The sequence below is a fragment of the Ruegeria sp. CH5 genome, assembly GCF_056537025.1.
Genome location: NZ_JBQFQT010000005.1, coordinates 154,451 through 179,585, shown reverse-complemented (window position 1 = coordinate 179,585; position 25,135 = coordinate 154,451). Strand labels below are relative to the sequence as shown.

Annotated in this window: 31 protein-coding genes; 17 read left to right on the top strand and 14 right to left on the bottom strand. The window is 63.4% G+C overall.

Going from position 1 to position 25,135, the window contains the following annotated elements; translation table 11 throughout:
* The first annotated feature begins 4 nt into the window (after window positions 1–4).
* The 5 genes from ACR0JC_RS15780 (at window position 5) to ACR0JC_RS15760 (ending at window position 3,782) form a co-directional block, all read left to right on the top strand.
* Window positions 5–457, top strand: coding sequence for a DUF6173 family protein (locus ACR0JC_RS15780; RefSeq protein WP_170342276.1), 453 nt, complete (start codon window positions 5–7; stop codon window positions 455–457).
* A 64-nt stretch (window positions 458–521) separates the two neighbouring features.
* A complete protein-coding gene (locus ACR0JC_RS15775; RefSeq protein WP_480763990.1) occupies window positions 522–2,360 on the top strand; it encodes a glycerophosphodiester phosphodiesterase family protein in 1,839 nt (612 codons plus the stop codon).
* A complete protein-coding gene (locus ACR0JC_RS15770) occupies window positions 2,347–2,907 on the top strand; it encodes a hypothetical protein (protein WP_170342984.1) in 561 nt (186 codons plus the stop codon). The genes ACR0JC_RS15775 and ACR0JC_RS15770 overlap by 14 nt, the downstream gene beginning before the upstream one ends.
* A 91-nt stretch (window positions 2,908–2,998) precedes the next feature.
* Window positions 2,999–3,133: an aa3-type cytochrome c oxidase subunit IV gene (locus ACR0JC_RS15765; protein ID WP_093963530.1), complete on the top strand. Its 135-nt coding sequence runs from the start codon at window positions 2,999–3,001 to the stop codon at window positions 3,131–3,133.
* 16 nt (window positions 3,134–3,149) lie between these two features.
* A complete protein-coding gene (locus ACR0JC_RS15760; protein WP_093963529.1) occupies window positions 3,150–3,782 on the top strand; it encodes a hypothetical protein in 633 nt (210 codons plus the stop codon).
* On the opposite strand, the gene ACR0JC_RS15755 is transcribed toward ACR0JC_RS15760, so the two are convergent.
* Window positions 3,771–4,103, bottom strand: coding sequence for an AzlD domain-containing protein (locus tag ACR0JC_RS15755; protein WP_170342981.1), 333 nt, complete (start codon window positions 4,101–4,103; stop codon window positions 3,771–3,773). The two genes, ACR0JC_RS15760 and ACR0JC_RS15755, sit on opposite strands and share 12 nt — an antisense overlap.
* A complete protein-coding gene (locus tag ACR0JC_RS15750; protein ID WP_170342980.1) occupies window positions 4,100–4,816 on the bottom strand; it encodes an AzlC family ABC transporter permease in 717 nt (238 codons plus the stop codon). The genes ACR0JC_RS15755 and ACR0JC_RS15750 overlap by 4 nt, the downstream gene beginning before the upstream one ends.
* Between ACR0JC_RS15750 and ACR0JC_RS15745 the strand changes: the two genes are divergently transcribed.
* The 5 genes from ACR0JC_RS15745 to ACR0JC_RS15725 are packed head-to-tail and all read left to right on the top strand — an operon-like array spanning window position 4,815 to window position 8,784.
* Window positions 4,815–5,759: a formate dehydrogenase accessory sulfurtransferase FdhD gene (locus ACR0JC_RS15745; RefSeq protein WP_217361087.1), complete on the top strand. Its 945-nt coding sequence runs from the start codon at window positions 4,815–4,817 to the stop codon at window positions 5,757–5,759. The genes ACR0JC_RS15750 and ACR0JC_RS15745 overlap by 2 nt on opposite strands.
* Window positions 5,749–6,405, top strand: coding sequence for a molybdenum cofactor guanylyltransferase MobA (gene mobA, locus ACR0JC_RS15740; protein ID WP_170342978.1), 657 nt, complete (start codon window positions 5,749–5,751; stop codon window positions 6,403–6,405). The genes ACR0JC_RS15745 and mobA overlap by 11 nt, the downstream gene beginning before the upstream one ends.
* Entirely contained in the window at window positions 6,402–6,911 is a 510-nt protein-coding gene (gene mobB, locus ACR0JC_RS15735; protein WP_170342976.1) for a molybdopterin-guanine dinucleotide biosynthesis protein B, read from the top strand. The genes mobA and mobB overlap by 4 nt, the downstream gene beginning before the upstream one ends.
* A 20-nt stretch (window positions 6,912–6,931) precedes the next feature.
* On the top strand, window positions 6,932–8,191 hold the full coding sequence (locus tag ACR0JC_RS15730) for a molybdopterin-binding protein (protein ID WP_170342974.1): 1,260 nt from the start codon (window positions 6,932–6,934) through the stop codon (window positions 8,189–8,191).
* Complete coding sequence (locus ACR0JC_RS15725; protein ID WP_367647312.1) at window positions 8,188–8,784, top strand: GNAT family N-acetyltransferase; 597 nt, start codon at window positions 8,188–8,190, stop codon at window positions 8,782–8,784. The genes ACR0JC_RS15730 and ACR0JC_RS15725 overlap by 4 nt, the downstream gene beginning before the upstream one ends.
* Here ACR0JC_RS15725 and ACR0JC_RS15720 read toward each other — a convergent pair.
* The 3 genes from ACR0JC_RS15720 to ACR0JC_RS15710 all read right to left on the bottom strand — a co-directional run bounded on the left by ACR0JC_RS15720 (window position 8,781) and on the right by ACR0JC_RS15710 (window position 10,875).
* Complete coding sequence (locus tag ACR0JC_RS15720; RefSeq protein ID WP_170342971.1) at window positions 8,781–9,773, bottom strand: hypothetical protein; 993 nt, start codon at window positions 9,771–9,773, stop codon at window positions 8,781–8,783. The two genes, ACR0JC_RS15725 and ACR0JC_RS15720, sit on opposite strands and share 4 nt — an antisense overlap.
* A 12-nt stretch (window positions 9,774–9,785) precedes the next feature.
* Complete coding sequence (gene greA / locus ACR0JC_RS15715; RefSeq protein ID WP_005978981.1) at window positions 9,786–10,256, bottom strand: transcription elongation factor GreA; 471 nt, start codon at window positions 10,254–10,256, stop codon at window positions 9,786–9,788.
* Window positions 10,257–10,494: 238 nt separating this feature from the next.
* The gene (locus tag ACR0JC_RS15710) at window positions 10,495–10,875 is read right to left on the bottom strand and encodes a VOC family protein (RefSeq protein ID WP_005978983.1); all 381 of its coding nucleotides are present in this window, start codon (window positions 10,873–10,875) and stop codon (window positions 10,495–10,497) included.
* Window positions 10,876–10,964: 89 nt separating this feature from the next.
* Here ACR0JC_RS15710 and soxR point away from each other — a divergent pair, with 89 nt between their 5' ends.
* The 4 genes from soxR (at window position 10,965) to ACR0JC_RS15690 (ending at window position 15,832) form a co-directional block, all read left to right on the top strand.
* The gene (gene soxR, locus ACR0JC_RS15705; RefSeq protein WP_170342262.1) at window positions 10,965–11,420 is read left to right on the top strand and encodes a redox-sensitive transcriptional activator SoxR; all 456 of its coding nucleotides are present in this window, start codon (window positions 10,965–10,967) and stop codon (window positions 11,418–11,420) included.
* Between the two features lie 136 nt (window positions 11,421–11,556).
* Complete coding sequence (locus ACR0JC_RS15700; RefSeq protein WP_170342967.1) at window positions 11,557–13,203, top strand: electron transfer flavoprotein-ubiquinone oxidoreductase; 1,647 nt, start codon at window positions 11,557–11,559, stop codon at window positions 13,201–13,203.
* Between the two features lie 105 nt (window positions 13,204–13,308).
* Window positions 13,309–15,021 (top strand): tetratricopeptide repeat protein, encoded by a 1,713-nt coding sequence (locus ACR0JC_RS15695; RefSeq protein ID WP_170342964.1) that lies wholly within the window; start codon window positions 13,309–13,311, stop codon window positions 15,019–15,021.
* Window positions 15,011–15,832, top strand: coding sequence for a 4-(cytidine 5'-diphospho)-2-C-methyl-D-erythritol kinase (locus tag ACR0JC_RS15690; protein WP_170342962.1), 822 nt, complete (start codon window positions 15,011–15,013; stop codon window positions 15,830–15,832). Before ACR0JC_RS15695 ends, ACR0JC_RS15690 begins: the two co-directional genes overlap by 11 nt.
* Here ACR0JC_RS15690 and ACR0JC_RS15685 read toward each other — a convergent pair.
* Complete coding sequence (locus ACR0JC_RS15685) at window positions 15,825–16,823, bottom strand: polyprenyl synthetase family protein (protein ID WP_170342960.1); 999 nt, start codon at window positions 16,821–16,823, stop codon at window positions 15,825–15,827. The genes ACR0JC_RS15690 and ACR0JC_RS15685 overlap by 8 nt on opposite strands.
* 56 nt (window positions 16,824–16,879) lie before the next feature.
* On the opposite strand from ACR0JC_RS15685, the gene ACR0JC_RS15680 reads away from it, so the two are divergent.
* From ACR0JC_RS15680 to ACR0JC_RS15670, 3 genes are all read left to right on the top strand, one after another.
* Window positions 16,880–17,095, top strand: coding sequence for a putative signal transducing protein (locus ACR0JC_RS15680; protein WP_093963516.1), 216 nt, complete (start codon window positions 16,880–16,882; stop codon window positions 17,093–17,095).
* On the top strand, window positions 17,092–17,865 hold the full coding sequence (locus ACR0JC_RS15675; protein ID WP_170342957.1) for a tRNA1(Val) (adenine(37)-N6)-methyltransferase: 774 nt from the start codon (window positions 17,092–17,094) through the stop codon (window positions 17,863–17,865). The genes ACR0JC_RS15680 and ACR0JC_RS15675 overlap by 4 nt, the downstream gene beginning before the upstream one ends.
* 120 nt (window positions 17,866–17,985) lie before the next feature.
* Window positions 17,986–18,150: a YdcH family protein gene (locus tag ACR0JC_RS15670; RefSeq protein WP_093963770.1), complete on the top strand. Its 165-nt coding sequence runs from the start codon at window positions 17,986–17,988 to the stop codon at window positions 18,148–18,150.
* Here ACR0JC_RS15670 and yddG read toward each other — a convergent pair.
* The 8 genes from yddG to ACR0JC_RS15630 all read right to left on the bottom strand — a co-directional run bounded on the left by yddG (window position 18,147) and on the right by ACR0JC_RS15630 (window position 25,110).
* Window positions 18,147–19,013, bottom strand: a complete 867-nt coding sequence (gene yddG / locus ACR0JC_RS15665) for an aromatic amino acid exporter YddG (protein ID WP_170342956.1) — start codon at window positions 19,011–19,013, stop codon at window positions 18,147–18,149. The genes ACR0JC_RS15670 and yddG overlap by 4 nt on opposite strands.
* Window positions 19,010–19,957 carry a transcriptional regulator GcvA gene (locus ACR0JC_RS15660; protein WP_170342954.1) on the bottom strand — a complete coding sequence of 316 codons (948 nt, stop codon included), beginning with the start codon at window positions 19,955–19,957 and terminating at the stop codon, window positions 19,010–19,012. The genes yddG and ACR0JC_RS15660 overlap by 4 nt, the downstream gene beginning before the upstream one ends.
* 298 nt (window positions 19,958–20,255) lie before the next feature.
* Entirely contained in the window at window positions 20,256–20,978 is a 723-nt protein-coding gene (gene phbB, locus ACR0JC_RS15655; RefSeq protein WP_170342952.1) for an acetoacetyl-CoA reductase, read from the bottom strand.
* A 186-nt stretch (window positions 20,979–21,164) separates the two neighbouring features.
* Complete coding sequence (locus ACR0JC_RS15650) at window positions 21,165–22,340, bottom strand: acetyl-CoA C-acetyltransferase (RefSeq protein WP_093963511.1); 1,176 nt, start codon at window positions 22,338–22,340, stop codon at window positions 21,165–21,167.
* Between the two features lie 196 nt (window positions 22,341–22,536).
* Window positions 22,537–23,370: an EAL domain-containing protein gene (locus tag ACR0JC_RS15645; protein WP_170342949.1), complete on the bottom strand. Its 834-nt coding sequence runs from the start codon at window positions 23,368–23,370 to the stop codon at window positions 22,537–22,539.
* A 101-nt stretch (window positions 23,371–23,471) separates the two neighbouring features.
* Window positions 23,472–23,663: a hypothetical protein gene (locus ACR0JC_RS15640; RefSeq protein ID WP_093963509.1), complete on the bottom strand. Its 192-nt coding sequence runs from the start codon at window positions 23,661–23,663 to the stop codon at window positions 23,472–23,474.
* Between the two features lie 92 nt (window positions 23,664–23,755).
* A complete protein-coding gene (locus ACR0JC_RS15635) occupies window positions 23,756–24,727 on the bottom strand; it encodes a sterol desaturase family protein (RefSeq protein WP_170342947.1) in 972 nt (323 codons plus the stop codon).
* Complete coding sequence (locus ACR0JC_RS15630; RefSeq protein ID WP_170342945.1) at window positions 24,724–25,110, bottom strand: hypothetical protein; 387 nt, start codon at window positions 25,108–25,110, stop codon at window positions 24,724–24,726. Before ACR0JC_RS15630 ends, ACR0JC_RS15635 begins: the two co-directional genes overlap by 4 nt.
* Between the last annotated feature and the right edge of the window lie 25 nt (window positions 25,111–25,135).

Genomic DNA, 25,135 nt, shown 5'->3' with positions numbered 1-25,135 from the left:
AACGATGCAGGACAAGATCGAAACCTCGGCCGAGGCCGCCGAAGCGGCGGCTCTGCCCCGGTGCTATGAGGTTCATGCTGACCCGGACAGCACGTCGGGCACCAAGGATCTGCCCGAACCCCTGCGCCAGCCGGTCGACAGCAAAAGCCCCGCCCAATGGGCGTATGAGCGGCTGATCCTGTACATCCAGAACTTCGAGCAGACCCTCGATGCCGATCACGAGGTCGCCATGGGCTTTACCGGCGGTGACGCCGGGGTGATGCGGATCGAGGGGATGGGATATTTTGACCCCGACGTGATCACCTTCTACGGCTCGGACGGTTCGGGCGCACGCACCCAGCTGGTGCAGCATGTCAGCCAGCTGAACGTCATGTTGCGCGCCCTGCCCAAAACGGTCGAGGACAAGCCCGCCAACCGGATCGGCTTTCGCCTGGCCGCCAAGCTTGAGGAAAGCTGAGCGTCACGCTTGCAATTCACATCTGCGCGGCCTTGAATGAATTCAGCATTCAAAGGGGGCCGGCGTGTCACATTTCTCAACCGTAACAGATGCCTATCGCGGGGCCTGGGTCCGACGCCGGACCTTTGTTCCCATCTATCTGGCGGTGCGTCTGCTGCTCATCGCGCTGATCGCACCCGGCGTGGCCTTCACCGTGAACCTGGCGGTGATGCTGTCCGATCAAACTGCGCTGACCGATCAGGACATCGCCATGTTCATCCTGTCGCCGGTTGGCTTCGTGGCGGCGGTGGTCATTCTGGGCCTGTTCCTGTTGGCCGAGGTGTTCGTCTTTTCGGTCATGGCCGGATCGCTCAGGATGGGCGAGAGCGACCCGTGGCGGGCCGGCGGGTCGGCGCTGCGATTGATCCTGTCGCGCCTGCCGACGCTGTTTTCCTTCGCGGTGCGCTTCATTCTGCGGGTGCTTGTTCTAGCGGTGCCTTTTGTGGCGGTCGCGGGCCTGATCGCGTGGTGGACGCTGACCGAATACGACATCAACTATTACCTGACCTTCCATCCGCCCGCCTTCCAGGTGGCCGTCGCGCTGATCGGGCTGGTGGTGCTGGCGTTGGCCTGGGTGCTGATCCGCCGCCTGTCGGCCTGGGCGCTCGCCCTGCATCTGGTGCTGTTCGAGGGAATTGCGCCTTCGGACGCCTTCGCCGAAAGCGCCCGCCGAATGGAGGGCAAACGCGGCCGGTTGAAGATCGAACTGGCACTGTGGCTGGCCATACGTCTGGCGATTGCTGCGCTGATTGCCGCCGTGGCCAGCCTGTTGTTCCACCTTGTACCTCTCGAACAAGGCACGAACCTGCGGTTTGCCCTGACGCTCAGCCTGCTGGTGGCCGGGCTGTGGTCTCTGGCCGGATTGGTGCTGGCGGCGGTGGCGCTGGGCGCGCTGGCGGTTCTGCTGGATGGGTTTTTTGAACCTCGCGCGGCAGAGCTTCCCCATCCCGAAGCCGGAAATCTGCGCGCCCCGGTTCTGGTGACCGTTGCCGCGGCAATCGTGGCCCTGCTGGCCGGTATCTGGTTCAGCCAGGACGTCCTGGACCAGATATCGGCACCCGATCATGCCGACGTGATCGGCCACCGGGGCGCGGCGGCGCTGCGGCCGGAAAACACGATGGCTGCAGTGCTGAAGGCCATCGAAGACGGGGCCGACTGGGTCGAGATCGACGTACAAGAAAGCGCCGACGGCGAGGTGATCGTGGCCCATGACAGCGACTTCATGAAGCTGGGCGGGGTCAATCTGAAGGTCTGGGATGCCACGAAGGAGGATGTGGCGCAGATCGATATCGGCAGCTGGTTCGACCCCGAATATGCCGATCAGCGCACTCCGACCCTGCGTGAGGTTCTGAAGGCAGCGAAGGGCAAATCCAAGGTCATCATCGAACTGAAATACTATGGCCATGATGTCGACCTTGAAAACCGCGTGGCCGCCATCGTCGAAGAATTCGGGATGGAGCAGGACATCGCCACGATGTCGCTCAAATACCCGGCGGTGCAGAAGATGAAAGCGTTGCGCCCGGACTGGCGCGCCGGCGTTCTGGCTGCCACGGCGGTGGGCGATCTGACCGGGCTGGAGGGCGATTTCGTCGCGGTGAATGCCGGGATGGTCACGCCCGGGCTGATCCGCTCGGTCCATGATGCAGGCAAAGATATCTATGTCTGGACGGTGAATGACCCGCTGCAGATGTCGTCGATGGCCTCGATGGGTGTCGACGGTCTGATCACCGACCGCCCCGCCATGGCGCGTGAAGTGCTGCGTGTCCGCGCCGAAATGGAACCGGGCGAGCGCTTGCTGCTGTGGCTGGCCACGACCTTCGGCCTGTCGGTCGATACCGAGGCGATGCGCGATGAAAGCCCCTAGCTTCGGTCTTTTGCTCGCCTGCCTTGCCGGGTCGGTTTCGGCGCAGGATCTGATGCGCGGCGTCGAGATGCCCGCGCATCGGGCTTTGATCGCGCAATCGGTTGGGCAACCATTGAGCGCGTTTGAAACCGATGGCTGCTCGGGGGGCATGTCGTCCAGCTGGCGGCTGGTGGCAGAGACCTTTCCCAGATTTCGCGCGGTTTACGAAAGCCACCCGCCGTGGGAATCCTGCTGCGTAACTCATGATCGCGCGTATCACACCGCCGGGGGCGCCACGTCCGCCGACGCCAGTTTCGACGCCCGGCTGGAGGCTGACCGCGCCCTGCGCGCCTGCGTCAAGGAATTCGGAGCCGTGCATGCGCAGGACTATGCCACGCAGTACGACATGACGCCCGAGCAGGTGACGTCGGCCATGTCGATCACCGCCGAGGCGATGTTCATGGCCGTCCGATTCGGAGGTGGCCCCTGCACCGGCCTGCCGTGGCGGTGGGGCTTCGGGTATCCCGGCTGCTCGGTTTTTGCCACCGATGAGGCTGCGGGCGACTGAACTCGGGCATCTGCGCGCGATTGACGTCGTGACAGGCCGGAAAATATGATTTATCCAAACCGGCAAACACGCGAATTGGGAATCTTTCGAAATGGCTGAACACAAGCACGGCGAGATGGACATCACCGTCCAGACTAAAACCTTCAACGGGTTCATCAAGTTCACCACCTACAGCGTCGTGGTGATCTGCTTCATTGCCCTGTTTCTTGCGATCTTCGGGGCATAAGCCGGACTGACGGGTCATGTTTCGCATCTTGATTGCCTGCCTGCTGGCAGTGACCGTCGCAGGCTGTGCCACGTCGCAGCGCCCTCAGGCCGACCAGTCCGAGATCGTTGCGCGATCCTACCGTGACCCGGGTCCCTCAACGCTGACCCTGTACACGATGATCAACACGCGTACGGGGTCTGGCGCGCATACGTCGCTGATGATCAGCGCCAGCGAGCGGGTAATTTTCGACCCCGCCGGGTCGTTCCGCGCCGACGTGGTGCCGATCAAGGATGACGTGCTGTATGGCATCACCCCCGCGGTCGAGCGTGCCTATCGCAGCTCGCACGCACGCGAAACGCATTATGCGCGCATCCAGACCATCCAGGTGACCCCCCAGCAGGCCGAGATCGCCTATCAGCTGGCCAAACAGTCCGGACCGGTTCCGGGCGCCTACTGCGCCAACTCGACGGCTCGGCTGCTGCAGCAGGTTCCCGGGTTCGAGCAGATCCAGACCACCTTCTACCCGGTCAAGTTGTCCGATCAGTTCGGGCAGATTCCGGGGGTCGTCACGACCGAATATCGTGAAAACGACAGCGCCGATCTGCAGGCGGGGCTGGCGGCCAACAACGCCGCGCTCAACCAGCTGGAAGCGGCTTCAACCAACTAGGTACAGCAGACCATACAGCGTGCCGGCCCCGGCAAAGATGGCGGCCAGCACGTTCTTGGTGATCAACCCGACGCTCAGGGCAACCACGGCCGAGGCCATGCGCGGCAGGTCCGGCTGGCACTCGGTGGCCGTGGGCCACATGACCAGGGGGGCAATCAGGGCCGGCAGGATGGCCACCGCCGTATAGCGTAGATGCCGCAGCAACCATGGCGGCAACGGACGGTCTCCGACAAAGCCGATGAACACGAAGCGCAGGGCATAGCTGCCGATCGCCAGCCCGACGATGATCGTCCAGACCGTTGTCTGATCGGGGGTGGTCATAACGCTACCTTTCTGCGTTCCAGCATCACTTCGGCCTGCGCACCGGCCATCATGCCCGCGCAGCCCGCGATCAGCAGGCCAAGATTGTAGGGGATTGCCACGCATAGCAGCGACACGACGATGGCGACCAGAGCCGCGACCACATGGGCCGGAGTGCGCATCATCGGGCCGATCATGGCCAGAAAGGTGATCGGCAGCGCGAAATCCAGTGCCCAGCTATCGGGGATCTGCGTTCCCAGGTAGGCGCCAATAAAGGTTGCCAGTACCCACATGGGCACCAGCGGCGAAACCGACCCCATGAAATAGGTCATGCGCTGCGGAACCGACATGTCCGGTTCCTTTTCGAACTGGACGATCGAGCAGGCATAGGATTGGTCGACCGTAAGATAGGCGGCAAAGGCCCGTTGCCACAGGGGCGCCGCGCCCAGATAAGGCGTCAAAGACGCTGAATACATGGCCATCCGCAGGTTCACGGCCAGTGCCGAAACCAGAATGATGGCCGTGGGTGTGCCGTCCTGCAGCAGCTGCAGCGATGCAAACTGCGCGGCGCCGGCAAATACGGCTGCGGTGAACACCATGGTCTGCAGAATGCTCAGGCCCGCCTCGGTCGCGAAGACGCCGAACAGGGTGCCGAAGGGCACCGCCACGAAGATGAACGGGGTCCCGTCGCGAAAACCCTGCCAATAGTATGACTTGGATGTGGAGGTTGCCATGGCTAGATCCTATGGTGGTCTGCGCAGCAGTAGCGGGTCAGAGAGAGGGTTGCAATTGGCCACCGAAGTCGATCTGTCGGAATACATCATCGCCCCCGATCCCGGCGCGGCGCGGTTGACCCGCGCGGTCGAAGGGGTGGACCAAAACGGCGAGGTCAGCCGCATCTCAGTGGTCGAGGAGCGCCCGCTGACGATCTTCCTCAATTCGCAAGAGATCGTGACCGCGATGACCATCGGCGACTACCCCGAATATCTGGCGCTGGGCTTTTTGCGCAACCAGGGCATGTTGCGCCCCGATGACGAGATCACGCGTGTCGATTACGATGACGATCTGGAAACCGTGGTGGTGCGCACGGCCCGTGAAACGTCCTATGAGGACAAGCTGAAGAAAAAGACCCGCACCAGCGGCTGCGCGGTGGGCACGGTGTTCGGCGACATGATGGAGGGGCTGGAGGGCGTGCGCCTGCCGCAGATTCAGGTGCGCACCTCGTGGCTGTATGATCTGGCGGCCAAGATCAACCGTACGCCGTCGCTGTACCTGCAGGCCGGGGCGATCCACGGCACGGTACTGTGCCGCGAAAACCGCCCGCTGGTCTATATGGAGGACGTGGGCCGCCACAACGCGGTGGACAAGATCGCCGGCTGGATGCTGTCCGAAGGCGAGGCGGCCGGGGACAAGATCCTGTACACCACCGGGCGGCTGACCTCGGAAATGGTGATCAAGACGGCGATGATGGGCATCCCGGTTCTGGCCTCGCGGTCGGGTTTTACCGCGTGGGGCGTCGAAATCGCGCGCGAGGTCGGCCTGACCCTGATCGGCCGGATGCGCGGCCAACGTTTCGTCTGCCTGTCGGGCGAAGACCGGCTGCTGCGCGACGTGGACCCGGCCACCGTCCCGGTCGAGGACCGGAAGCACCGAAGGAAAAGCGCCAATGGGAGTTGAAGCATCACGCCCCCTCGGCGTCATACTGGCCGGAGGTCTGGCCACGCGGATGGGCGGCGGCGACAAGGGGTTGCTGCAACTGGGCGGGCAAAGCCTGTTGGCGCATGTGATCGACCGGCTGGCGCCGCAGGTGGCCGGGCTGGCGCTGAATGCCAATGGCGATCCGGCGCGCTTTGCCGATCTTGACCTGCCGATCCTGCCCGACAGCATCGCGGGTTACGCCGGGCCGTTGGCGGGCGTTCTGGCCGGGTTGGATTGGGCGGCAGGGCAGGGCGCCGATTGTATCGTCACCGCTGCCGCCGACACGCCGTTCTTCCCGCGCGATCTGGTCGATCGGCTGATGCGGGCGGCGCAGGGGCAGGCTCATCCGCTGGTTCTGGCCACCACGCCGCGCACCGGTGACGAGGCGCTGAAATCGGGCGGTGGCCGCCGGGTGAACCGGCACCCGACCTTCGGCTTGTGGCCAGTCGCTCTGCGCGACGATCTGCGCGCGGCTCTGACGGACGGGTTGCGCAAGGTGGTCCTGTGGACCGACCGCCATGACGGGCGCGAGGCGCTGTTTCCGGCCGACCCGTTCGATCCGTTCTTCAACGTCAACACGCCCGAAGATCTGATCCGGGCGCAGCACCTGTTGGAGCGGGCATGAGGGTTTACGGCATCACCGGCTGGAAGAATGCGGGCAAGACCGGATTGATGGAGCGGCTGGTGGCCGAGATCACCGGGCGCGGCTTCACGGTCTCGACCGTCAAACACGCTCACCACGCGGTTGACGTGGACCAGCCGGGCACCGACAGCCACCGCCACCGAACCGCCGGGGCGTCCGAGGTTCTGCTGGCATCCAGCCGCCGCATCGCCGTGATGCAAGAGCTGCGCGGCGCGCCCGAGCCGCCGTTGGATGACCTTTTGGCGCGTCTGTCCCCGGTCGATCTGGTGTTGGTCGAGGGGTACAAGCGCGCGCGCCACCCCAAGGTCGAGGCTTTTCGCGCCCAGCCTGGAAATCCGTTGATTGCCGCTGACGATCCGACGATCCGCGCGGTGGCCAGCGACACGCCGCTGGATCTGGACCGTCCGGTTTTCGATCTGAACGACACGCCTGCCATTGCCGATTTCATCCTGGCCGAGGTCGGCTTGGGGCCGCGGCCCAGCCCCTGACCATGCCCGAGGACCGGACCATGCCGAAGATTGCGCCTCCACCGCTGAAAAACGACTGTTTCGCCCTGCCGCCGGGGGTCGAATGGACCCCGGTCGCCGACGCGCTGGCCCTGTTGCGCGACCGGTTGCACCCGGTAGCCGGTGTCGAGACCCTGCCCGTTGGCCAAGCCTGCGGGCGCGTTCTGGCGCGGGACGTGATCGCGCAACGGTCGAATCCGCCGCTGCCCAACACGGCGGTGGACGGGTACGGCTTTGCCGGTGGCCGGCCCGAGGGCCCGCATGTCCTGCCGCTGGCCGAGGGGCGCGCGGCGGCGGGCGTGCCGTTTGCGGGGGCCGTGCCGGAGGGGCAGGCGCTGCGCGTTCTGACCGGCGCGCCGCTGCCCGAGGGGGTGGATACCGTCATTCTGGAAGAGGACGTGACCGTGCAGGACGGCCACATCGCCTTCAACGGTCCTTTGAAGGCTGGCGCCAACACGCGCAAGGCGGGCGAAGACGTGCAGGCCGGGGCCTTGGCTCTGTCTGGCGGGCGACGCCTGACGCCTGCCGATCTGGCGCTGCTGTCGGCGGTGGGCGTGGCCGAGGTCCCGGTCCGCACGCCCTTGCGCGTGGGGGTTCTGTCTACCGGCGATGAATTGCGTGATCCGGGTCAGGCCGCGGGGCCGGGCCAGATCTATGATGCGAATCGCCCGATGCTGTTGGCGGTGCTGCAACGGATGGGTTTTGTGGCGGTCGATCTGGGCCGCGTGGGCGACGACCGGGTCGCGCTGCGGGACCGGCTGGACCAAGCCGCGCAACAGACCGACGCGATCCTGACCAGCGGCGGCGCTTCGGCGGGGGACGAGGATCATGTCTCGGCCCTGCTGCGCGCGGCGGGGGCCTTGCAAGAATGGCGCATCGCGCTGAAGCCGGGCCGCCCGCTGGCGCTGGGCCTGTGGCAGGGCACGCCGGTGTTCGGCCTGCCGGGCAACCCGGTTGCGGCGATGGTCTGCACCCTGATCTTTGCCCGGCCCGCGCTGGGCCTGATGGCGGGCGAGGGCTGGCGGCAGCCGCAGGGCTTTGACCTGCCCGCCGCGTTCGCCAAGCGCAAGAAACCGGGCCGCCGCGAATACCTGCGCGCCCGGGTCCGCGACGGCCGGGTCGAGGTGTTTCACTCGGAAGGGTCGGGTCGCATCAGCGGGGTCAGCTGGGCCGAAGGGTTGGTCGAACTGCCGGACGGCCCGCTGGACATCCAGCCCGGAGACCCGGTTCGGTTCATACCCTATGGGAGTTTCGGCCTGTGACGGTTTCGGTCTCTCGCGGGTTTGACCCCGATGAGCGCGCACGGGCGGCCGCGCTGTTCTGGCAGGCATTCTCGGGCAAGCTGTCGCGTGTCATGGGGCCGGATGCGCGCGGGCTGGCCTTTTTCGAACGGGCGCTGAACCCCGATTTCGCGCTTGTGGCGCGGGATGCGGATGGGCGGATGCTGGGGCTCGCCGGGTACAAGACCCGCGACGGCGGGCTTACGCAGGGCGGGCTGGCGGATCTGGCCCGGGTCTATGGCTGGTTCGGCGCCCTGTGGCGGGGCCTGTTCCTGAGCGTTCTGGAACGAGACCTGAAGCCGGGCGTGTTCCAGATGGATGGCATATGCGTGGCGACCGAGGCGCGCGGGCAGGGTGTCGGCACCCTGCTGCTGCGGGCGATCAAGGACGAGGCGCAGCGGCTGGGCATGCACGAGGTGCAACTGGACGTGATCGACACCAACCCGCGCGCGCGGATCCTGTACGAGCGCGAAGGGTTTCAGGCGATCGGGCAGGACCATACCGGCCCGTTCAAACACCTGTTCGGATTCAGCTCGGCCACGAAAATGCGGTGGGTCCTGCCCAACGGTGGCTAGTCGAAGGTTCCGGCCACCCGGCCCAGCAGCATGAAGGCGCGCGCCGTGCGCGTGTCGCCCAAGGCGGTCAGGTCGGCGTCGCTGGCCACAGGCTCGAACTCGACGATCATGGTGTCGAACCGGCGCAGGAAGTGATGCACCGCATCGCGAAAGATCGGGTCCTGTTTCATCCGTGCCGAGGTCAGCGCCAGGCACGACCGGTCGCGGATGCCGCCCAAAGCGGCGACCGCACGCCCGCGTTCGCCCTTGGCGAACTGCCGCCAGACCTCGGGGCGGGCCATGTCGGGGCGCAGGTCATCCATGTAGATGCCCTCCTGGCTGAGCAGGGTCAGCACATCCTCGGCGGCTTGCACTAGTTGCGCGGTCTTGCGGTCCTTCATCGCGCGGCGCAGGGCGTTGAAGCCTTCGGTATCCTCGGCGGTTTCGGGAAAGTTCAGCGCGCGGATGAAAATCTCGCTGGGCAGAGGAGTCGTTATCTCTTCGGCCGGGGTGCCCAGTTCCAACGAGGTCTGGCCCGAGGGTGCCGCAGGTCTTGCTAGAGGCGCAAGATCCCGCCGCTTGCTGGAGAACGTGGCCAGCGTGCTTTGGGTGTGCCGGGCGGCCGCGGCGATTTCATCCAGTTTCCGGGCCACTGCGGGTTCGTAGGTGCTGGCCGACCGCTGTTGCTGCGATACATAGGCCTGCCGGATCGCGTCGATCGCGGTCTGCAGCCGGGCGCTTTCTTCGCGCATGATGCGGCTGGCGCGCATGGCCAGCGCCGCGACCCAGATCATCGCCACCGGCATGAACACCGCCAGCAGCATCACGATGAAACTGCCGGCCTGCGTCTGCTCGGGCAGCACAAGAAAGGCTACGGACACCACCAGCCAGATCAGGCTGAGGGCCGCGGCCGCAATCTCGATCCCGGTGACGCTGGGTCGGCCCGGACGGTCATAGATGCCCAGCCAGGTGGGGCGTTTGCTGTCCGGATCAGGGTCTTGGCCCGACATGACGCGCTCCGATCAGGCGTAGTGGATGCTCAGCACTTCGTACGAGCGCACGCCGCCGGGGGTGCGCACCTCGACGCTGTCGCCTTCTTCCTTGCCGATCAGGGCGCGGGCGATGGGCGATTTGATGTTCAGCAGGCCCTTTTCGATATTGGCCTCATGCTCGCCCACGATCTGCCAGGTCTTTTCCTCGTCGGTGTCCTCGTCCACCAAGGTGACCTTGGCGCCGAACTTGATCGCGCCCGACAGTTTGGTCGGGTCGATCACTTCGGCCAGCGACAGAACGCCTTCCAGTTCCTTGATGCGGCCTTCGATGAAGCCCTGCTTTTCGCGGGCCGAATGGTATTCGGCGTTTTCCTTCAGGTCGCCCAGTTCGCGCGCCGAGGCGATGGCCTCGATGATGGCGGGGCGTTCAACGGACTTGAGTTGCTTGAGCTCTGCCTCGAGCGCGGCAAAGCCCGCGGGCGTCATGGGGATCTTTTCCATATCTTCTTTTTTCCACGCACAAATTGAGTCGCCCCGCCGCATGAGACCAGCGTCGGGGCGAAAGATGGGTTGGCAATTACCTGACCCAAATATGGCGTGAAATGCAAGAGGCCAAGGGGCTTGGCCCCTGCAATCCGCAACTTAACGCCGTCGGGGCGGTGGGGGTTTCCGATTGTGCCGATGCCCCAGCAGATCACCGCGTTTCCAGCGATGCGCCTCGGCGCCGAACCAGAGCATCTCAATCATATTGAACGACCTCGAATTCGATACCGTTGTCATCGTCGAAATAGAACCGGCGGCCGGGTTCATAATCGGCGTGGTTGTGCGGCTCGAAGCCCGCGGCGCGGACCTTGGCCTCGGTCGCGTCGATGTCCTCGACCAGCACGCCCACATGGTTCAGCCCGCCGACGATGTCATAGCTGCTTTCGCCCGACGGTTTCGGGTCGGCCGGGGCATAAAGCGCCAGATAGGTATGTGCGCTGCCCACGTGCACGGTATAGCCGCCCGCGATGGCGGGGCCTTCCCAGCGGGTTTTCCATCCGAATACGTCCTGCATCCAGGCTGCGGTCGCCTGCGGGTTGCGGACGGTGAAGTTCGTGTGTTCCAGCGTCGCCATCATGGGGTCTCCTTCTCATGTTCAGGCTTGTTTCGACTCACCGTAATTCCTAAACTTAACTTTAGCTCAAGAGATTTTTTCAGGAGGAGATCATGCCCGCATCCGAAGGCCTTTCCATCGGCGCGCTGGCGCGCCGCACGGGGTTGGCGGTATCCGCCATCCGCTATTACGAGGCGCAGGGGTTGATTTCCCCCTGGCGCAATCCGGGCGGTCAGCGGCGGTATCAGCGCGCCGACATCCGTCGGCTGAGCTTCGTGATGATTGCCCAGCAGTTCGGTCTGACCCTGCCCGAAATCCGCGAGGTTCTGGCCGGGCTGCCCGACAATCGCACGCCCACGCCGGCGGATTGGAAAAAGATCAGCGTCGGCCTGCGCGCGCATCTGGACCAGCGAATCGATACTCTGCTGCGTCTGCGCGACAATCTGGACGGCTGCATCGGCTGTGGCTGTCTGAGCCTTCCGAAATGCGCGCTCTACAACCCCGACGACCGGGCCAAAGCGCATGGTAGCGGTCCCAGATACCTAATGGGTGACGCGCCCGAGGGCTGATCTGCCGCATTGCAGCAATGTTACGCCGTGTTTTGATTGACCAAGGTCTTTTCCAGCAGGTAATCAGCCGGGAAACAAAATTTCGCCGAGCCCGCGCCCCAGGCGCCAATTCGGATAGTTAGCGGAGGAGCCCACGATGGCCGAAATTGAACGCGAAGCGATGGAATACGACGTGGTGATCGTGGGCGCAGGCCCGGCGGGCCTGTCGGCGGCCATTCGTCTGAAACAGCTGGACGCCGACCTGAACGTGGTCGTGCTGGAAAAGGGCTCGGAAGTGGGCGCGCATATCCTGTCGGGCGCGGTGTTGGACCCGTGCGGTCTGGATGCGCTGATCCCTGACTGGAAGGAAAAGGGCGCGCCGCTGAATGTGCCCGTGCGCGAAGACAACTTCTATATGCTGGGCGAGGCGGGCAAGCTGCGCATCCCCAACTGGCCGATGCCGCCGCTGATGAACAACCACGGCAACTACATCGTCTCGATGGGCAATGTCTGCCGCTGGATGGCCGAACAGGCCGAGGAGCTGGGCGTGGAAATCTTCCCCGGCATGGCCTGTTCGGAACTGGTCTATGGCGACAATGGCGAGGTCAAGGGCGTCGTGGCTGGCGTGTTCGGACTGGAACCCGACGGATCCTATGGCCCCAACACCGAGCCGGGGATGGAACTGCACGGCAAATACGTCTTCCTGTCGGAAGGGGTGCGCGGGTCGCTGTCCAAGGAAGTGATCGCGAAATACGACCTGTCCGCCGGGAAAGAGCCGCAGAAATACGGCATCGGCATGAAGGAAATCTGGGAGATCGATCCCGCCAAGCACAAGGAGGGCAGCGTCACCCACACGATGGGCTGGCCGCTGGGCGGCAATGCCGGGGGCGGGTCGTTCATCTATCACCTGGAAAACAACCAGGTCTATGTCGGCTTCGTGGTGCACCTGAACTACAAGAACCCGCACCTGTTCCCCTACATGGAATTCCAGCGGTTCAAGCACCACCCGGTGGTGGCCGACCTGCTGAAAGGCGGCAAGCGCGTGGCCTATGGCGCCCGCGCGATCACCGAGGGCGGGTACCAGTCGATGCCCAAGCTGGTGGCACCGGGTGTTGCGCTGCTGGGCTGCTCGGCGGGCATGGTCAACGTGCCGCGCATCAAGGGCAACCACAACGCGATGCTGTCGGGCAAGGCAGCGGCCGAGGCCGCGTTTGAGGCGATCAAGGCCGACCGGTCGGGCGACGAGCTGTCGGCCTATGAAGACGAGGTGCGCAACGGTGCGATTGGCCGCGACCTCAAGAAGGTTCGCAACGTCAAGCCGCTGTGGTCGAAATACGGCCTGACCGCTTCGCTGGTGCTGGGCGGTATGGACATGTGGACCAACACGCTGGGCTTCTCGCTGCTGGGGACGCTGGGCCATGGCAAGAACGACGCCGAGGCGACCGAGGATGCCAGCAAGCACACCCCCATCGACTATCCGAAGCCCGATGGCACGCTGTCTTTCGATCGTCTGACCAACGTGGCGTTTTCGTTCACCAATCACGAAGAAAGCCAGCCCTGTCACCTGAAGCTGAGCGACCCCGAGATTCCGGTGAAGGTCAACCTGCCCAAGTTTGATGAACCGGCGCAGCGGTATTGCCCGGCGGGCGTGTACGAAGTGGTGAAGAACGAGGTCGAGCCGCGATTCGTGATCAACTTCCAGAACTGCGTCCACTGCAAGACCTGTGACATCAAGGATCCCAGCCAGAACATCACTTGGACCACGCCGCAGGGTGGAGACGGACCGAACTACCCCAACATGTAGGCAAAAACCCGGGCAATGGCGGGGCCGTGAACGCTCGGCCATTGCCTCTGGCGGGCCAAGGCCCTAGCTTGTTCTGCAATCATAGGCAGACAAGGCAGGTATTAGGTGGTTTCACTGGTTCGTCGCACGGCGCTGGCCGTGTTTCTTGCGACAGCGGCTGTTGTTCCGGTTCACGCGGATTCCGGCGCGGGATCCTATCTGGCTGGACGCCAGGCCATCTATGAAAGCGACTACAAGGCGGCCGAGGAGTACTACTCCAAGGCCCTGATCTTCGACCCGGGCAACACCAAGCTCAAGGAAAGCGTGCTGCTGGCGCGCGTGGCGCTTGGCGATGTGGAACGTGCATTGCGGATCGCCGAGGACATGGAGGCGAACGAGCAGCCCAACCAGGCCGCACGTATGGTTGTTTCCGCCAAACTGGTATCTGACGGAAAGTTCGACGAATTGCTGGCCCGTGATCCGGAAAACCAGGGCGTTGGCCCGCTGGTCGATGGGCTGATGACGGCCTGGGCGCATCTGGGCAAGGGCGAAATGACCAAGGCGATGGCGCAGTTCGATGAGGTCGCCCAACAGGACGGTCTGCGGGAATTCGCGCTGTATCACAAGGCGTTGGCGCTGGCGTCGGTTGGCGATTTCGAGGGGGCCGAGGCGATCTTTGCGGCCGACGACAGAATCGTTGCGCGATTCTCGCGACGTGCAGCGCTGGCGCGGGTCGAAGTCTTGTCGCAGCTCAACCGCAACGATGAAGCCCTGCAATTCCTGGAAAACGTGTTTGCGGCGGGCAGCGATCCGTCGATCGAGTCCTACGTGGACACGCTCAGCGCCGGTGGCACTTTGCCATTCACCCATGTTGGGTCGGCCACCGATGGCGTGGCCGAGGTCTTTTTCTCGGTCGGGGCGGCGTTGAACACCGAGGCTGCACATGACTATGTGCTGCTATACGCGCGGATCGCGACTTACCTCCGGCCCGATCACATCGATGCGATCCTGCTGAGCGCGGAACTGCTTGAGCAGTTGAGCCAGTACGACCTGGCCGCCGAAGCCTATCGAAAGGTTCCCACGGATAGCAGCGATTTCCACGCAGCCGAGCTGGGGCGTGCCGAAATTCTGGCTCAGTCGGGGAAACCGGATGCGGCGATCGAAGTGCTGGAAAATCTGGCGGCCCGGCAGCCCAATCTGCCCAGTGTCCATGTCGCCTTGGCCGACCTGCAGCGGCGTCAGGAAAACTACGCCGCAGCTGTCACCTCGTATGACCGAGCCATCGAACTGACCGAAACCGGTTCGGGTGGCAACTGGTTCCTGCACTACGCTCGCGGCATCTGCCACGAACGGCTCAAGGCCTGGGACAAGGCCGAGGCGGATTTCAGGCGTGCCCTGGAGTTGAATCCGGATCAGCCGCAGGTTTTGAACTATCTCGGTTACTCGCTGGTCGAGCGGCAGGAAAAACTGGAAGAGGCGCTGGACATGATCGAGCGCGCCGTCGCGATCCAGCCTGACAGCGGCTATATCGTCGACAGCTTGGGCTGGGTCCTGTTTCGCTTGGGCAGGTACGACGAGGCGGTCGAGCATATGGAGCGCGCCGTTGAACTGATGGCCGTGGACCCGGTGGTCAACGACCACTTGGGCGACGTCTACTGGGCCGTCGGGCGCACCCGTGAGGCCGATTTCCAATGGCGGCGCGCGTTGTCCTTCATCGATCCCGCAGACACCGATGGCGAGGCCGACCCCGATCGGATCCGACGCAAACTCGAGGTCGGGCTGGACGCGGTGCTGGCCGAGGAAGGCGCGGCCCCCCTGAAGGTCGCCAATGGCGACTGAGGCCTTTGCGCCCGCGAAGATCAACCTTTCCCTGCATGTGACCGGACGGCGGGCCGACGGATACCATCTGCTGGATTCGCTGGTCGCCTTTGCCGATGTGGGAGACACGTTGATCCTGTCACCCGGGCCCGAGAATCGCCTGACCGTGACCGGCCCCCATTCCGCCGGGGTGCCGACCGACGACCGCAACCTCGTCTGGCGGGCCGCTCGGGCGATGGGATGGATCGGGCAAATCCAGTTGGACAAGGTTCTGCCGCATGGCGGGGGAATCGGCGGCGGCTCATCGGATGCGGCTGCGACTTTGCGGGCCATCGCAGGGGAAGACGCGGAAGTTCCGCTGGAAACGGCTTTGGCCCTGGGCGCGGATGTTCCTGTTTGTGTACTGGGCAGAGCAGCACGAATGCAGGGCATTGGTGACCGTGTCGCCCCGGTTGCATTGCCCGCTTTGCCCGCGCTGCTGGTCAATCCGGGTGTGCCGGTTCCGACGGGGCCGGTGTTCAATGCGCTGGATTCGCGCGACAATCCGGGGATGCCGGATGAGATCCCGGCATTCGAAACGCCCGAGGCGTGTGCTGATTGGCTGGCCGGGCAACGGAATGATTTGCAGGAAGCGGCAATAGGCTTGGCGCCCCAGATTTCAGACGTGTTGCAGGCGCTGGGTGAAACGCGGGACGTTCTGCTGGTGCGCATGTCGGGGTCGGGTTCGACCTGCTTTGCGCTGTACCCGTCCATGAAGGCCGCACATTTTGCGGCCTACGAGATTGGTGTTTCCCAGCCGGACTGGTGGTGTCGCGCAAGCGTCCTCAGTTGAGGCGGGATACGACGTAATCGGCCAGATCACCGAGCAGGTCGCGCAACTCGTGATCGGGCAGCGCGGTCAGAGCGGTTTTGGCCTTTGCTGCCCATGCCAGAGCGTCTGTCCGGGTCTCCTCCAGGGTGCCGTATTTGCGCATGAGGTTCAGGGCCAGGTCCAGGTCTCCATCCTGTTGCCGGCCCTTCTCGATCGTGCGCTCCCAGAACGCACGCTCGTCGGGTGTGGCCTGGGCCACGGCCTTGATCACCGGGAGGGTCAGTTTGCGCTCGCGGAAGTCGTCGCCCACGTTCTTGCCGGTGGCCTTGCTGTCGCCCTGATAGTCCAGCAGGTCGTCGGCGATCTGGAAGGCGATGCCCAAGGCGTCGCCATAGCTGAACAGTGCCCGGACCTGTTCCTCGGACGCACCGGCGATCACACCGCCCACCTCAGTTGCCGCGGAGAACAGCGCGGCGGTCTTGCCGCGCACCACCTGCAGGTAGACGGCCTCATCCGTGCGCAGGTCGGTGGCTGCGGTCATCTGCAGCACCTCGCCTTCGGCGATGGTGGCCGAGGCATTGGCCAAGATGTCCAGAACCCGCAGAGACCCGGTTTCCACCATCAACTGGAAGCTGCGCGAAAACAGATAGTCGCCGACCAGCACGCTGGACTTGTTGTCCCACAGCAGGTTGGCAGTGGGTCGGCCGCGCCGCTGGGCGCTTTCGTCGACCACATCGTCGTGCAACAGCGTGGCGGTGTGGATGAATTCGACCGTGGCGGCCAAACGGATGTGATGATCGCCGCCATAGCCGAACAGCCGCGCGGCGGCCAGGGTCAGCATCGGGCGCAGGCGTTTGCCGCCGGCTTCGACCAGATGCGCGGTGACTTCGGGGATGCGGGGCGCGTGTTCCGAGGCCATGCGGGTGCGGATCAGAGTGTTTACCGCCTCCATTTCCCCGGCCAAAATCTCGGCCAGTCGCTCATGCGGTTTCGAGATCGTGCTGATCGTCATCACACTCCTGATACAAGGCTCGACTTTCGTCCTGCCTTGCCCTTACATCCATCCCCATGAAAGAACTTCTGCGCAGCACCGATCCGACCATCATCGCCTTTGCATCCGCTCTTCTTGAGGGCGAGGATATAGACTGCTTTGAGATGGACGTAAATATGAGCGTCCTCGAGGGAGGCATCGGAATCTTTCCGCGCCGCCTCATGGTTCGGACCGATGACCTCGAGCGGGCAGAGCGGGTGATGCGTGACAATGACATTCCGCTGGGAAGATGACCGGGTTTCCAGACAGCGCGCTGACTTGCAACGACTTTCTGGGTGGCCGCCTAAAGCTGTGGCAGCCGCGAGACGGTTATCGCGCCGGTGTCGATCCGGTGCTGCTTGCTGCCGCGGTTCCGGCCAAAGCCGGGCAGTCGGTGCTGGAGCTGGGCTGCGGGGCGGGCGCTGCGGTTCTTTGTCTCGTGACCCGCGTGCCCGGTCTGCGGCCGACGGGGGTCGAGCTTCAGGCCGACTATGCCGATCTGGCCGCAAGAAACGCGCAATGCAACGAGATCGATTTGTCCGTTCACGTGGCCGACCTGTCCAATATGCCGACTGATCTGCGTCAGCAGCACTTCGACCACGTGATCGCAAACCCCCCCTATTATCGGCCCGGTGCACATAGCGCGGCCGTCGATGCTGGTCGGCGAACGGCGCTGAGCGAGCAGACGCCGCTGTCCGACTGGTTTGACGCGGCGGCGCGCAGGCTGGCACCGCGCGGGTACCTGCACATGATCCAACGCGCGGAACGCTTGCCCGACATGCTGTCGGCCTGCGCGGGTCGGTTGGGCTCGGTAGAAGTTTTGCCCATCGCGCCGCGTATGGGGCGCGGGGCCGAGTTGCTGATTCTGCGGGCGCGCAAGGGCGGACGCGCGGATTTTCGGTTGCATGCGCCGCTGATTCTCCACAGCGGTGACCGCCATGAAAGGGACGGCGACAGCTATACCGACACGGTATCCGGCATCCTGCGCGAGGGCCGACCAATGCCCTGGCCGGACGCCCGATAGGCAATGACCAGCCGAAATTGTCGGATTTGAACAAGAATCCGAGCGTCTGCGGCGTGACAGGCTGGAAATGATGTGATCAACTTCCCATGTGATATTCAGAAACAGAGAAGGAGGATCGCCATGAGCGTAAGCGCACATCTGACGGAACTGAAGAAGAAGCACGAAACCCTCAGTCTCGAAGTGGAACAAGCCCAGCGCTCGCCCGGTATCGACGATCTCCACATTGCTCAACTCAAAAAGAAGAAGCTGAAGCTGAAGGAAGAGATTGAACGCCTGTCGGCTTAACGTCGCAGGCTGGCGCGTGCCGCGATTGCAGCGCCGCCGGTAACAAGCAATGCCGCGATCGCCAGCGTCCAGGACGGCGTGGCGATCCCGGCGACCACAAGCACCAGCGTTGACAGCAGGGGTGCCGCGTACGAGCTGGTGCCCAACATCTGGATGTCACCGTGCTTGACCCCGATATCCCAGACATAGAACGCCAGCCCAACGGGCCCCAACCCCAGGGCAACGGTCGACATCCAGGCCAGTGCGTCGGGCGGCCAGACTGTCTGCTCAAGGCTGAAATGCAGGATCCACGAGGCGATGGCGGTCAGCACGCAGAACACTGCTACCGAGCTGGTCGGCGTTTGACCCAACCTGCGCGACAATACGGAATACCCCGACCACGTAAGGGCACACAGAAGCGCGAGCGCATAGCCCGGCAGATGTTCGGCCTGAAACCCCGCGGTTCCGCCACCGGTGATGATCAGCGCGGCCCCGGAGAAGCCCAGACATGCCCCGAGCAGATGCCCCAGTCGTAGCGTTTCACCGGGAAGCAACCCTGAGAAAAGCACGATCAGCAAGGGCCAGAGGTAGGCGATCAATCCGGCCTCGGCCGCAGGTGCCATGCGCAGGGCCGAAAAATACAGGGCGTGGTATCCGAACAAGCCAACCGTGCCGAAGGTGAATACCTTCCAACTAACCTGTTTCAGTTGGCCAAGCCCACCGCTATGCCATGTCCAGATCAAGCCAAGGGTTCCGCCGATCGTGAAGCAGATGGCGTTCAGCAAAAGCGGCGGGGTCGGCGCCGAGCCAACCGTGAACAGCGCCAGCAGTGCCCACAAAAGGACGGCGACAAAGCCGATGGCGGTGGCGCGGTTCTTTGTCATGCGGGTGGGATTTCCTCGACGGGTATGATTTCAAGACCGTCGGATATGTGCGCGGTTTTTTCGATCTCTGCAAGGAACCAATCCCGGAAGGCGGCAATCTGAGGGCGCGTCTCTTCTCCCGAACGGCACAGGAACCGGAAGCGGGCCTTGGTTTCGATGGCGGTTTTGAAGGGCATGACCAGTCGGCCTTCGATCACATCCTTGATGATCATCGGGCGCCGTCCCAACGCGACGCCGACACCCGCCACCGCGGCATCAATGGCGTGATCCGCGTTCGAGAAATGCGCGCCATGAGTCGGCGTGAAGTCCACCCCGACCACGCGAAACCAGGCGGGCCAGTCACAGGGCGGATTCAGGAAGTTGATCGAGTCATCGTGGATCAGCGGTGCTTTGGTCAGATCCTGCGGCGTCGGAAACCGGGCCGCAAGCTCGGGCGTCATGACAGGCGTCAGCCACTCTTGCCGCACGGGAACTGAATACAGCCCGTCATCCTGCCCGTACCCGAACCGGATCGCGACATCCACGTCGTCGCGCTCGAAATCGAGATTGCGCAGCGTGGCTGAGAATCTCAGGTCGATCTCGGGATGGGCGCGGGCGAACTCGTAAAGGCGGGGGGCCAGCCATTTGGCTGTCAGGGCCGGCCCAGCGGTCACTGTCAGTGTTGTGTTGTCCTGCAGGCGGCGGGTGGCCGACCAAGCCGCCTGCAGCGCAGCAAACCCTTTTTCCGTACCTGGGGCCAGGGTTCGTCCGGCCTCGGTCAGCTCGACCGCGCGGTTCAATCGGCGGAACAGCGGCTGGCCCAGATGCTCTTCCAGAGACTTGATCTGAAACGACAGCGCGGCTGGTGTCACGTTCAACTCGTCTGCGGCCTTGGCAAAGGACATATGGCGGGCGGCGGCGTCAAAGGCCCTGAGGGCGGTGAGTGGGGGAAGTCGGTCGCTCATCGTCACATAAGATTTTCTAAACTGAAGGCGGAAAAACTCTCGTTTGTACCTATTGAAAACAACAGGCATGTTGAATGCAAGTCAAGTTCACCTTTAGCAGAAGGGAAAAGCCATGATCGAGATGACGACCAATCCTGCCGCACAAGAGGCAATTCTGCGCGCTCATCAAGAGCGCGGCAAGGCGATCCGGAGTTTCTGGAAGTGGGTTCTGGGTTCCCGCTGAACGCTGCGCGCGCGTTCTTACGGGATCAAAGAAGGGCCGACCCGTTGGGTCGGCCCGTTTTCATTTGAGCCGCGATCAGACGAAAAACTGCGCGCCGTTGGCCGAAATCGTCGACCCGTTGATGAACTGCGACTCTTCCGAGGCGAGGAACGCGACGCAGCGGGCAATTTCCTCGGGTTCGCCCAAACGGCCTGCGGGGATCTGGCCGATGATGGCTTCACGCACCTTTTCCGGAACGGCCATGACCATCTCTGTCGCGATGTATCCGGGGCAGATGGCGTTTGCGGTGATGCCGGCGCGCGCGCCTTCCTGCGCCAGGGATTTGACGATGCCCAGATCACCGGCTTTGGTGGCGGCATAGTTCACCTGGGCGAACTGGCCCTTTTGCCCGTTGATCGAACTGATCACGATCACCCGACCGAACTTGCGCTCGCGCATCCCGGGCCAGACGGGGTGTACGGTGTTGAACACCCCGGTCAGGTTGGTGTCGATCACCTGGTGCCACTGTTCCGGTGTCATCTTGTGGAACGGCGCGTCGCGGGTGATGCCGGCATTGGCGACAACGATGTCGATCGGGCCGAGCTCGGCTTCGACCTTTTCGATGCCCGCCTTGGACTCGTCATAGTCGGCCACGTTCCATTTGTAGGTCGCAATGCCGGTTTCCTCGGTGAACTTGGCCGCGGCTTCGTCATTCCCCGCATACGAGGCGGCTACATTGTATCCTTCGGCCTTGAGCGCTTTGGAAATTGCTGCGCCGATGCCGCGGGTGCCGCCGGTTACGAGTGCTGTACGTGCCATTTAGGACTCCTCCAAATTTAATCGTGTTGGTAATTCTGTTACTCTGAGAGATTGAGTTGCGCAATATCGTTTCGTCGCGAGCTGGCTCTTTCCGTTTGGTGATATTGTCGCATCCTAGGGATATTCTCGGAGTGTAACAAAAAAGGGCGCCCATTGGACGCCCTTATTCGTGACTTGTCAAAGCACTTAGACGCGCTCCACGCACAGGGCGACGCCCATGCCGCCTCCGATGCAGAGGGTTGCCAGGCCCTTTTTCGCGTTCCGGCGCTTCATTTCGAACAGCAGCGTGTTCAGAACCCGGCAGCCGGATGCTCCGATCGGGTGGCCGATGGCGATCGCGCCGCCGTTCACGTTCACGATCGAGGGATCCCAACCCATGTCCTTGTTCACGGCGCAAGCCTGTGCCGCGAAGGCCTCGTTGGCTTCGACCAGATCCAGATCGTCAACCGACCAGCCGGCCTTTTCCAGCGCCTTGCGCGAGGCATAGATCGGTCCGACACCCATGATCGACGGGTCCAGCCCGGCGGTCGCATAAGACGCGATGCGGGCCAGCGGTTCGATCCCGCGCTTTTCGGCGTTGTCGGCTGACATCAGCAGCGTTGCCGCCGCGCCGTCATTCAGACCCGAGGCGTTGGCCGCAGTCACCGAGCCATCCTTCGTGAAGGCTGGACGCAGCTTGGCCATCGCCTCCATGGTCGCGCCGTGACGGATGTACTCGTCACTATCCATCACGATGTCGCCCTTGCGAGTCTTGATGGTGAAGGGCACGATCTCGTCCTTGAACTTGCCGGCCTTCTGCGCGGCCTCAGCCTTGTTCTGGCTGGCCACCGCGAACTCATCCTGCATATCGCGGCTGATCTGCCACTTCTCGGCCACGTTCTCGGCGGTCTGGCCCATGTGGTAGCCGTTGAACGCATCCCACAGGCCGTCGCGGATCATGGTGTCGATGTATTTCATGTCGCCCATCTTGTGGCCCGCGCGCAGAGATGCGGCGTGGGGCGACAGGGTCATGTTTTCCTGACCGCCTGCGCAGACGATCTCGGCATCGCCCAGCTGGATATGCTGAGCGCCCAGTGCGACGGCACGCAGGCCCGAACCACAGACCTGGTTGATGCCCCAGGCCGCGCTTTCCTGCGGCAGGCCGGCGTTGATGTGCGCCTGGCGTGCGGGGTTCTGGCCTTGGGCGGCCGTCAGAACCTGACCCATGATGGTTTCGCTCACCTCGGACTTGTCGATCCCGGCGCGTTCCACGACGGCTTCGAGGACGGCAGCGCCCAGATCATGTGCGGGGGTGTTCGCAAAGGAACCGCCAAAGCTGCCGACGCCCGTGCGTGCGGCGGATGCGATTACTACGTTGGTCATACAGTCAATCCTTTACCGTCAAGGTCCTGTGGGAAATCTGACGGCGCAGGTCGCACAGAGCCTCTCTGGCGATGCAAGAGCGCCTCGTGATCCCCCGCTCCAGCACTTTCTGCCATAGCGCAATGCTGCACGTGCAGCAACGGACAGCTTGTCTCATGAGAAAGCCTCGGCTGGATTGCGCCCAAGAGAATTGGGTTCAACTTCCTGTTTTGGCTTCTTTTTCCGGCTGCCACGGGGCTTTCACCGTCGGAGCGCCGAATAGGTAGCCCTGCAGACAGTCCACACCGCTGGCCACTAGAAACTCGGCATCTTCACGAGTTTCGACCGATTCGGCGATGACCAGAATCTCGAATTCACGGGCGACGGCAATCAGCGCGCGCACCAGCGCCTGATTGTCCGGGTTGGTGCTGACACCCCGTACGAACTGCCCGTCGATCTTCGCCGCGTCAAAGAAGAACTCGCGAAAATACCTGAAGCTGAAGTTGCTGGCACCGAAGTCATCCAGCGCAAAAGCGATCCCGCGGTCCTGAAGCCGGTCCATGAAATCGACCACCAGTTCGGGAACCTGCATGGCCGAGCTTTCGGAGATTTCGAGGATAAGCCGCTCGCCCAGCGTTTTGTCCCGCTTGAGAAACCGGTCCAAGATTCGCGACCAGCGCGCGTATCCGATCGAGCGTGCGGACATGTTGACAGAAAGCCGGATTTCCGGATTTCGCGACAGGGCGCGCAACCCTTTTTCCAACGCTATGCAGTCCAATTCCCGGCCGATTGGTGTGTTTTCCACCTGCGGCATGAACTCCCGCGCGGGGATCACACGTCCGGTTTCGTCCAGCACGCGGATGAATGCCTCGTAGAATGCGACTCCGTGCGGGTCGCGTGCTTGCATGACGGGCTGGAACGCGAGGCGGCATTGCTGATGCTTGACGGCCTCGGTCGCCATTTGAACGATCGAAGTGTCCCGCGCGGCAACGGCCGAATTCAACGGGCTGTCCCCACCTTCTGGCAGATCTGCAAAGTCCTTTTTCCGCATCGACGCCGAATCCCCGTACGTTTCCGAAACCGGTCAGCACGTAGTTTCGGGTCGTACCGGTGAATTTGCGGTTAATGCGCGTCGGGAATCAGTGAGTGGGATCAGCGGGTCGTCTGGGCTGCGTGGCGCAATTCGACCACGGCGCCAATGACAGCCCCCAAGAAGCCTGTGCCCACCATAGCCACTCCAAGCATCATCACCGCCGGGGCAGGCTGCTGGCCAAGGGCGCTGAGCATCGCGATTACCAGACCCAACAGGCCGGTTGCGGTGAAGATGGCGGTGACGCGGGACATTGTGGAACTCCGACCGATCAAACTTGTCACTTGTTCGGATATGGAGCACGCGCGCGGGATTTCAAGCGCTCGCCCGGCAGACGCCGCCAGCCTCAGGCCTGTTTTGCCTGTTGGTTGGGCAGGTTTTCGTCGAATTGCTCGAAACCGGGCGTTCCGAGGTCTTCGGGGTGGCGGGACAGGTGCTTGGCCTTGATCTGCTCGGAGCTGTCGCGGCTGCCGTCATGGCTGTAGCCCGGCGGGGCAAAGCAATAGGCCAGCCGCTGTTTCAGGGTCAGGCCCGGCTGGGTCGCGTCGCGCCAAATGGCCATCCATTCGTGAAAGGCCACCCGCAGCGGGTTGAAGGTGCCGATATTGTGCACCAGGCCATAATCGACCTGGTCGTCCTCCTGCTCGGGGACGAAGGTGCCGAAGAGCTTGTCCCAGATGATGAACACCCCGGCATAGTTGCAATCCAGATAGCGCGCGTTGCGGCCGTGGTGGGCGCGGTGGTGGCTGGGCGTGTTCATGACCGCCTCGAACCAGCGGGGCATCTTGCTGATGGCCTCGGTGTGAATCCAGAACTGGTAGATCAGGTTCAGGCCGCCGCAGAACAAAACCATCGCCGGGTGGAACCCCAGCAGGATCAGCGGCGCGCGCACGACCATCATGAAGGTGAAGGTATATGTCCAGGTCTGCCGCAGGGCGGTTGTCAGGTTGTAGTGCTGCGAGCTGTGGTGGTTCACATGGCTGGCCCAGACCCAGCGGATGCGATGCCCGAACCGGTGCACCCAGTAATATCGCAAGTCATCCAGCACAAAGCACAGGATGATCACCGGGATCGACGTGCCCAGATCCAGCGGCGTAATCTTCCACAGCCACATGAAGAACCCGTAGGCGATAAAGCCCAGCAGGAACCCAGACGCGATGTTGCCCGCTCCCATGATCAGTGAGGTCACGGCGTCGCGGGTCTCATACCGACCGCCACGGCCCTTCACGGCAATCCACAGGAATTCGGCCAGGATGGCGGCGATGAAGAACGGCACGGCCCATTGGACGACATCGGGAAAGCTGATCTGGTCGGTCATGCGGGCTCCAGCAGGTGGCGCCAGTGGCGGCGCTCGGTTTCGTCAAGGCGGACGGTGACGCCGGGGGTGGCGAAGTCGCGGAATTGGACCTCGATGCCCTCGGGGTGGTCGATCCAGTCGAAATCGCGCAGGTGGCGGGCCACCGTGTCGGCGCCAAAGGACCACAACAGGCCCGGCCCGGTCTCGGTGCGCAGCAATGCGGCATGTCCGTCATGGGTCAGGGTAACGTCGATGATGGTGTCGTCGGGAAAGTGGCGCACCCATTCGGCGCGCGCGGTATCGGCGCTCAGCACGCGCTGACGCGATCTGCCCGTCAGATGCAGCAGTGCGGTGATGCCGGCAATGCCTCCGACCACCAGAACCAGCAGGATTTCCAGCGGCATGATGTCCTCCCGCGGACAGAGTGCA

Bases quoted from the DNA above. Each gene is read 5' to 3' on its own strand.
- ACR0JC_RS15780 (WP_170342276.1), top strand. From the start codon at position 5: ATGCAGGACAAGATCGAAACCTCGGCCGAGGCCGCCGAAGCGGCGGCT.
- ACR0JC_RS15770 (WP_170342984.1), top strand. From the start codon at position 2,347: ATGAAAGCCCCTAGCTTCGGTCTTTTGCTCGCCTGCCTTGCCGGGTCG.
- ACR0JC_RS15765 (WP_093963530.1), top strand. From the start codon at position 2,999: ATGGCTGAACACAAGCACGGCGAGATGGACATCACCGTCCAGACTAAA.
- ACR0JC_RS15760 (WP_093963529.1), top strand. From the start codon at position 3,150: ATGTTTCGCATCTTGATTGCCTGCCTGCTGGCAGTGACCGTCGCAGGC.
- ACR0JC_RS15755 (WP_170342981.1), bottom strand. From the start codon at position 4,103: ATGACCACCCCCGATCAGACAACGGTCTGGACGATCATCGTCGGGCTG.
- ACR0JC_RS15745 (WP_217361087.1), top strand. From the start codon at position 4,815: ATGGCTAGATCCTATGGTGGTCTGCGCAGCAGTAGCGGGTCAGAGAGA.
- ACR0JC_RS15750 (WP_170342980.1), bottom strand. From the start codon at position 4,816: ATGGCAACCTCCACATCCAAGTCATACTATTGGCAGGGTTTTCGCGAC.
- mobA (WP_170342978.1), top strand. From the start codon at position 5,749: ATGGGAGTTGAAGCATCACGCCCCCTCGGCGTCATACTGGCCGGAGGT.
- mobB (WP_170342976.1), top strand. From the start codon at position 6,402: ATGAGGGTTTACGGCATCACCGGCTGGAAGAATGCGGGCAAGACCGGA.
- ACR0JC_RS15730 (WP_170342974.1), top strand. From the start codon at position 6,932: ATGCCGAAGATTGCGCCTCCACCGCTGAAAAACGACTGTTTCGCCCTG.
- ACR0JC_RS15720 (WP_170342971.1), bottom strand. From the start codon at position 9,773: ATGTCGGGCCAAGACCCTGATCCGGACAGCAAACGCCCCACCTGGCTG.
- greA (WP_005978981.1), bottom strand. From the start codon at position 10,256: ATGGAAAAGATCCCCATGACGCCCGCGGGCTTTGCCGCGCTCGAGGCA.
- ACR0JC_RS15710 (WP_005978983.1), bottom strand. From the start codon at position 10,875: ATGATGGCGACGCTGGAACACACGAACTTCACCGTCCGCAACCCGCAG.
- soxR (WP_170342262.1), top strand. From the start codon at position 10,965: ATGCCCGCATCCGAAGGCCTTTCCATCGGCGCGCTGGCGCGCCGCACG.
- ACR0JC_RS15700 (WP_170342967.1), top strand. From the start codon at position 11,557: ATGGCCGAAATTGAACGCGAAGCGATGGAATACGACGTGGTGATCGTG.
- ACR0JC_RS15690 (WP_170342962.1), top strand. From the start codon at position 15,011: ATGGCGACTGAGGCCTTTGCGCCCGCGAAGATCAACCTTTCCCTGCAT.
- ACR0JC_RS15685 (WP_170342960.1), bottom strand. From the start codon at position 16,823: ATGACGATCAGCACGATCTCGAAACCGCATGAGCGACTGGCCGAGATT.
- ACR0JC_RS15680 (WP_093963516.1), top strand. From the start codon at position 16,880: ATGAAAGAACTTCTGCGCAGCACCGATCCGACCATCATCGCCTTTGCA.
- ACR0JC_RS15675 (WP_170342957.1), top strand. From the start codon at position 17,092: ATGACCGGGTTTCCAGACAGCGCGCTGACTTGCAACGACTTTCTGGGT.
- ACR0JC_RS15670 (WP_093963770.1), top strand. From the start codon at position 17,986: ATGAGCGTAAGCGCACATCTGACGGAACTGAAGAAGAAGCACGAAACC.
- yddG (WP_170342956.1), bottom strand. From the start codon at position 19,013: ATGACAAAGAACCGCGCCACCGCCATCGGCTTTGTCGCCGTCCTTTTG.
- ACR0JC_RS15660 (WP_170342954.1), bottom strand. From the start codon at position 19,957: ATGAGCGACCGACTTCCCCCACTCACCGCCCTCAGGGCCTTTGACGCC.
- phbB (WP_170342952.1), bottom strand. From the start codon at position 20,978: ATGGCACGTACAGCACTCGTAACCGGCGGCACCCGCGGCATCGGCGCA.
- ACR0JC_RS15650 (WP_093963511.1), bottom strand. From the start codon at position 22,340: ATGACCAACGTAGTAATCGCATCCGCCGCACGCACGGGCGTCGGCAGC.
- ACR0JC_RS15645 (WP_170342949.1), bottom strand. From the start codon at position 23,370: ATGCGGAAAAAGGACTTTGCAGATCTGCCAGAAGGTGGGGACAGCCCG.
- ACR0JC_RS15640 (WP_093963509.1), bottom strand. From the start codon at position 23,663: ATGTCCCGCGTCACCGCCATCTTCACCGCAACCGGCCTGTTGGGTCTG.
- ACR0JC_RS15635 (WP_170342947.1), bottom strand. From the start codon at position 24,727: ATGACCGACCAGATCAGCTTTCCCGATGTCGTCCAATGGGCCGTGCCG.
- ACR0JC_RS15630 (WP_170342945.1), bottom strand. From the start codon at position 25,110: ATGCCGCTGGAAATCCTGCTGGTTCTGGTGGTCGGAGGCATTGCCGGC.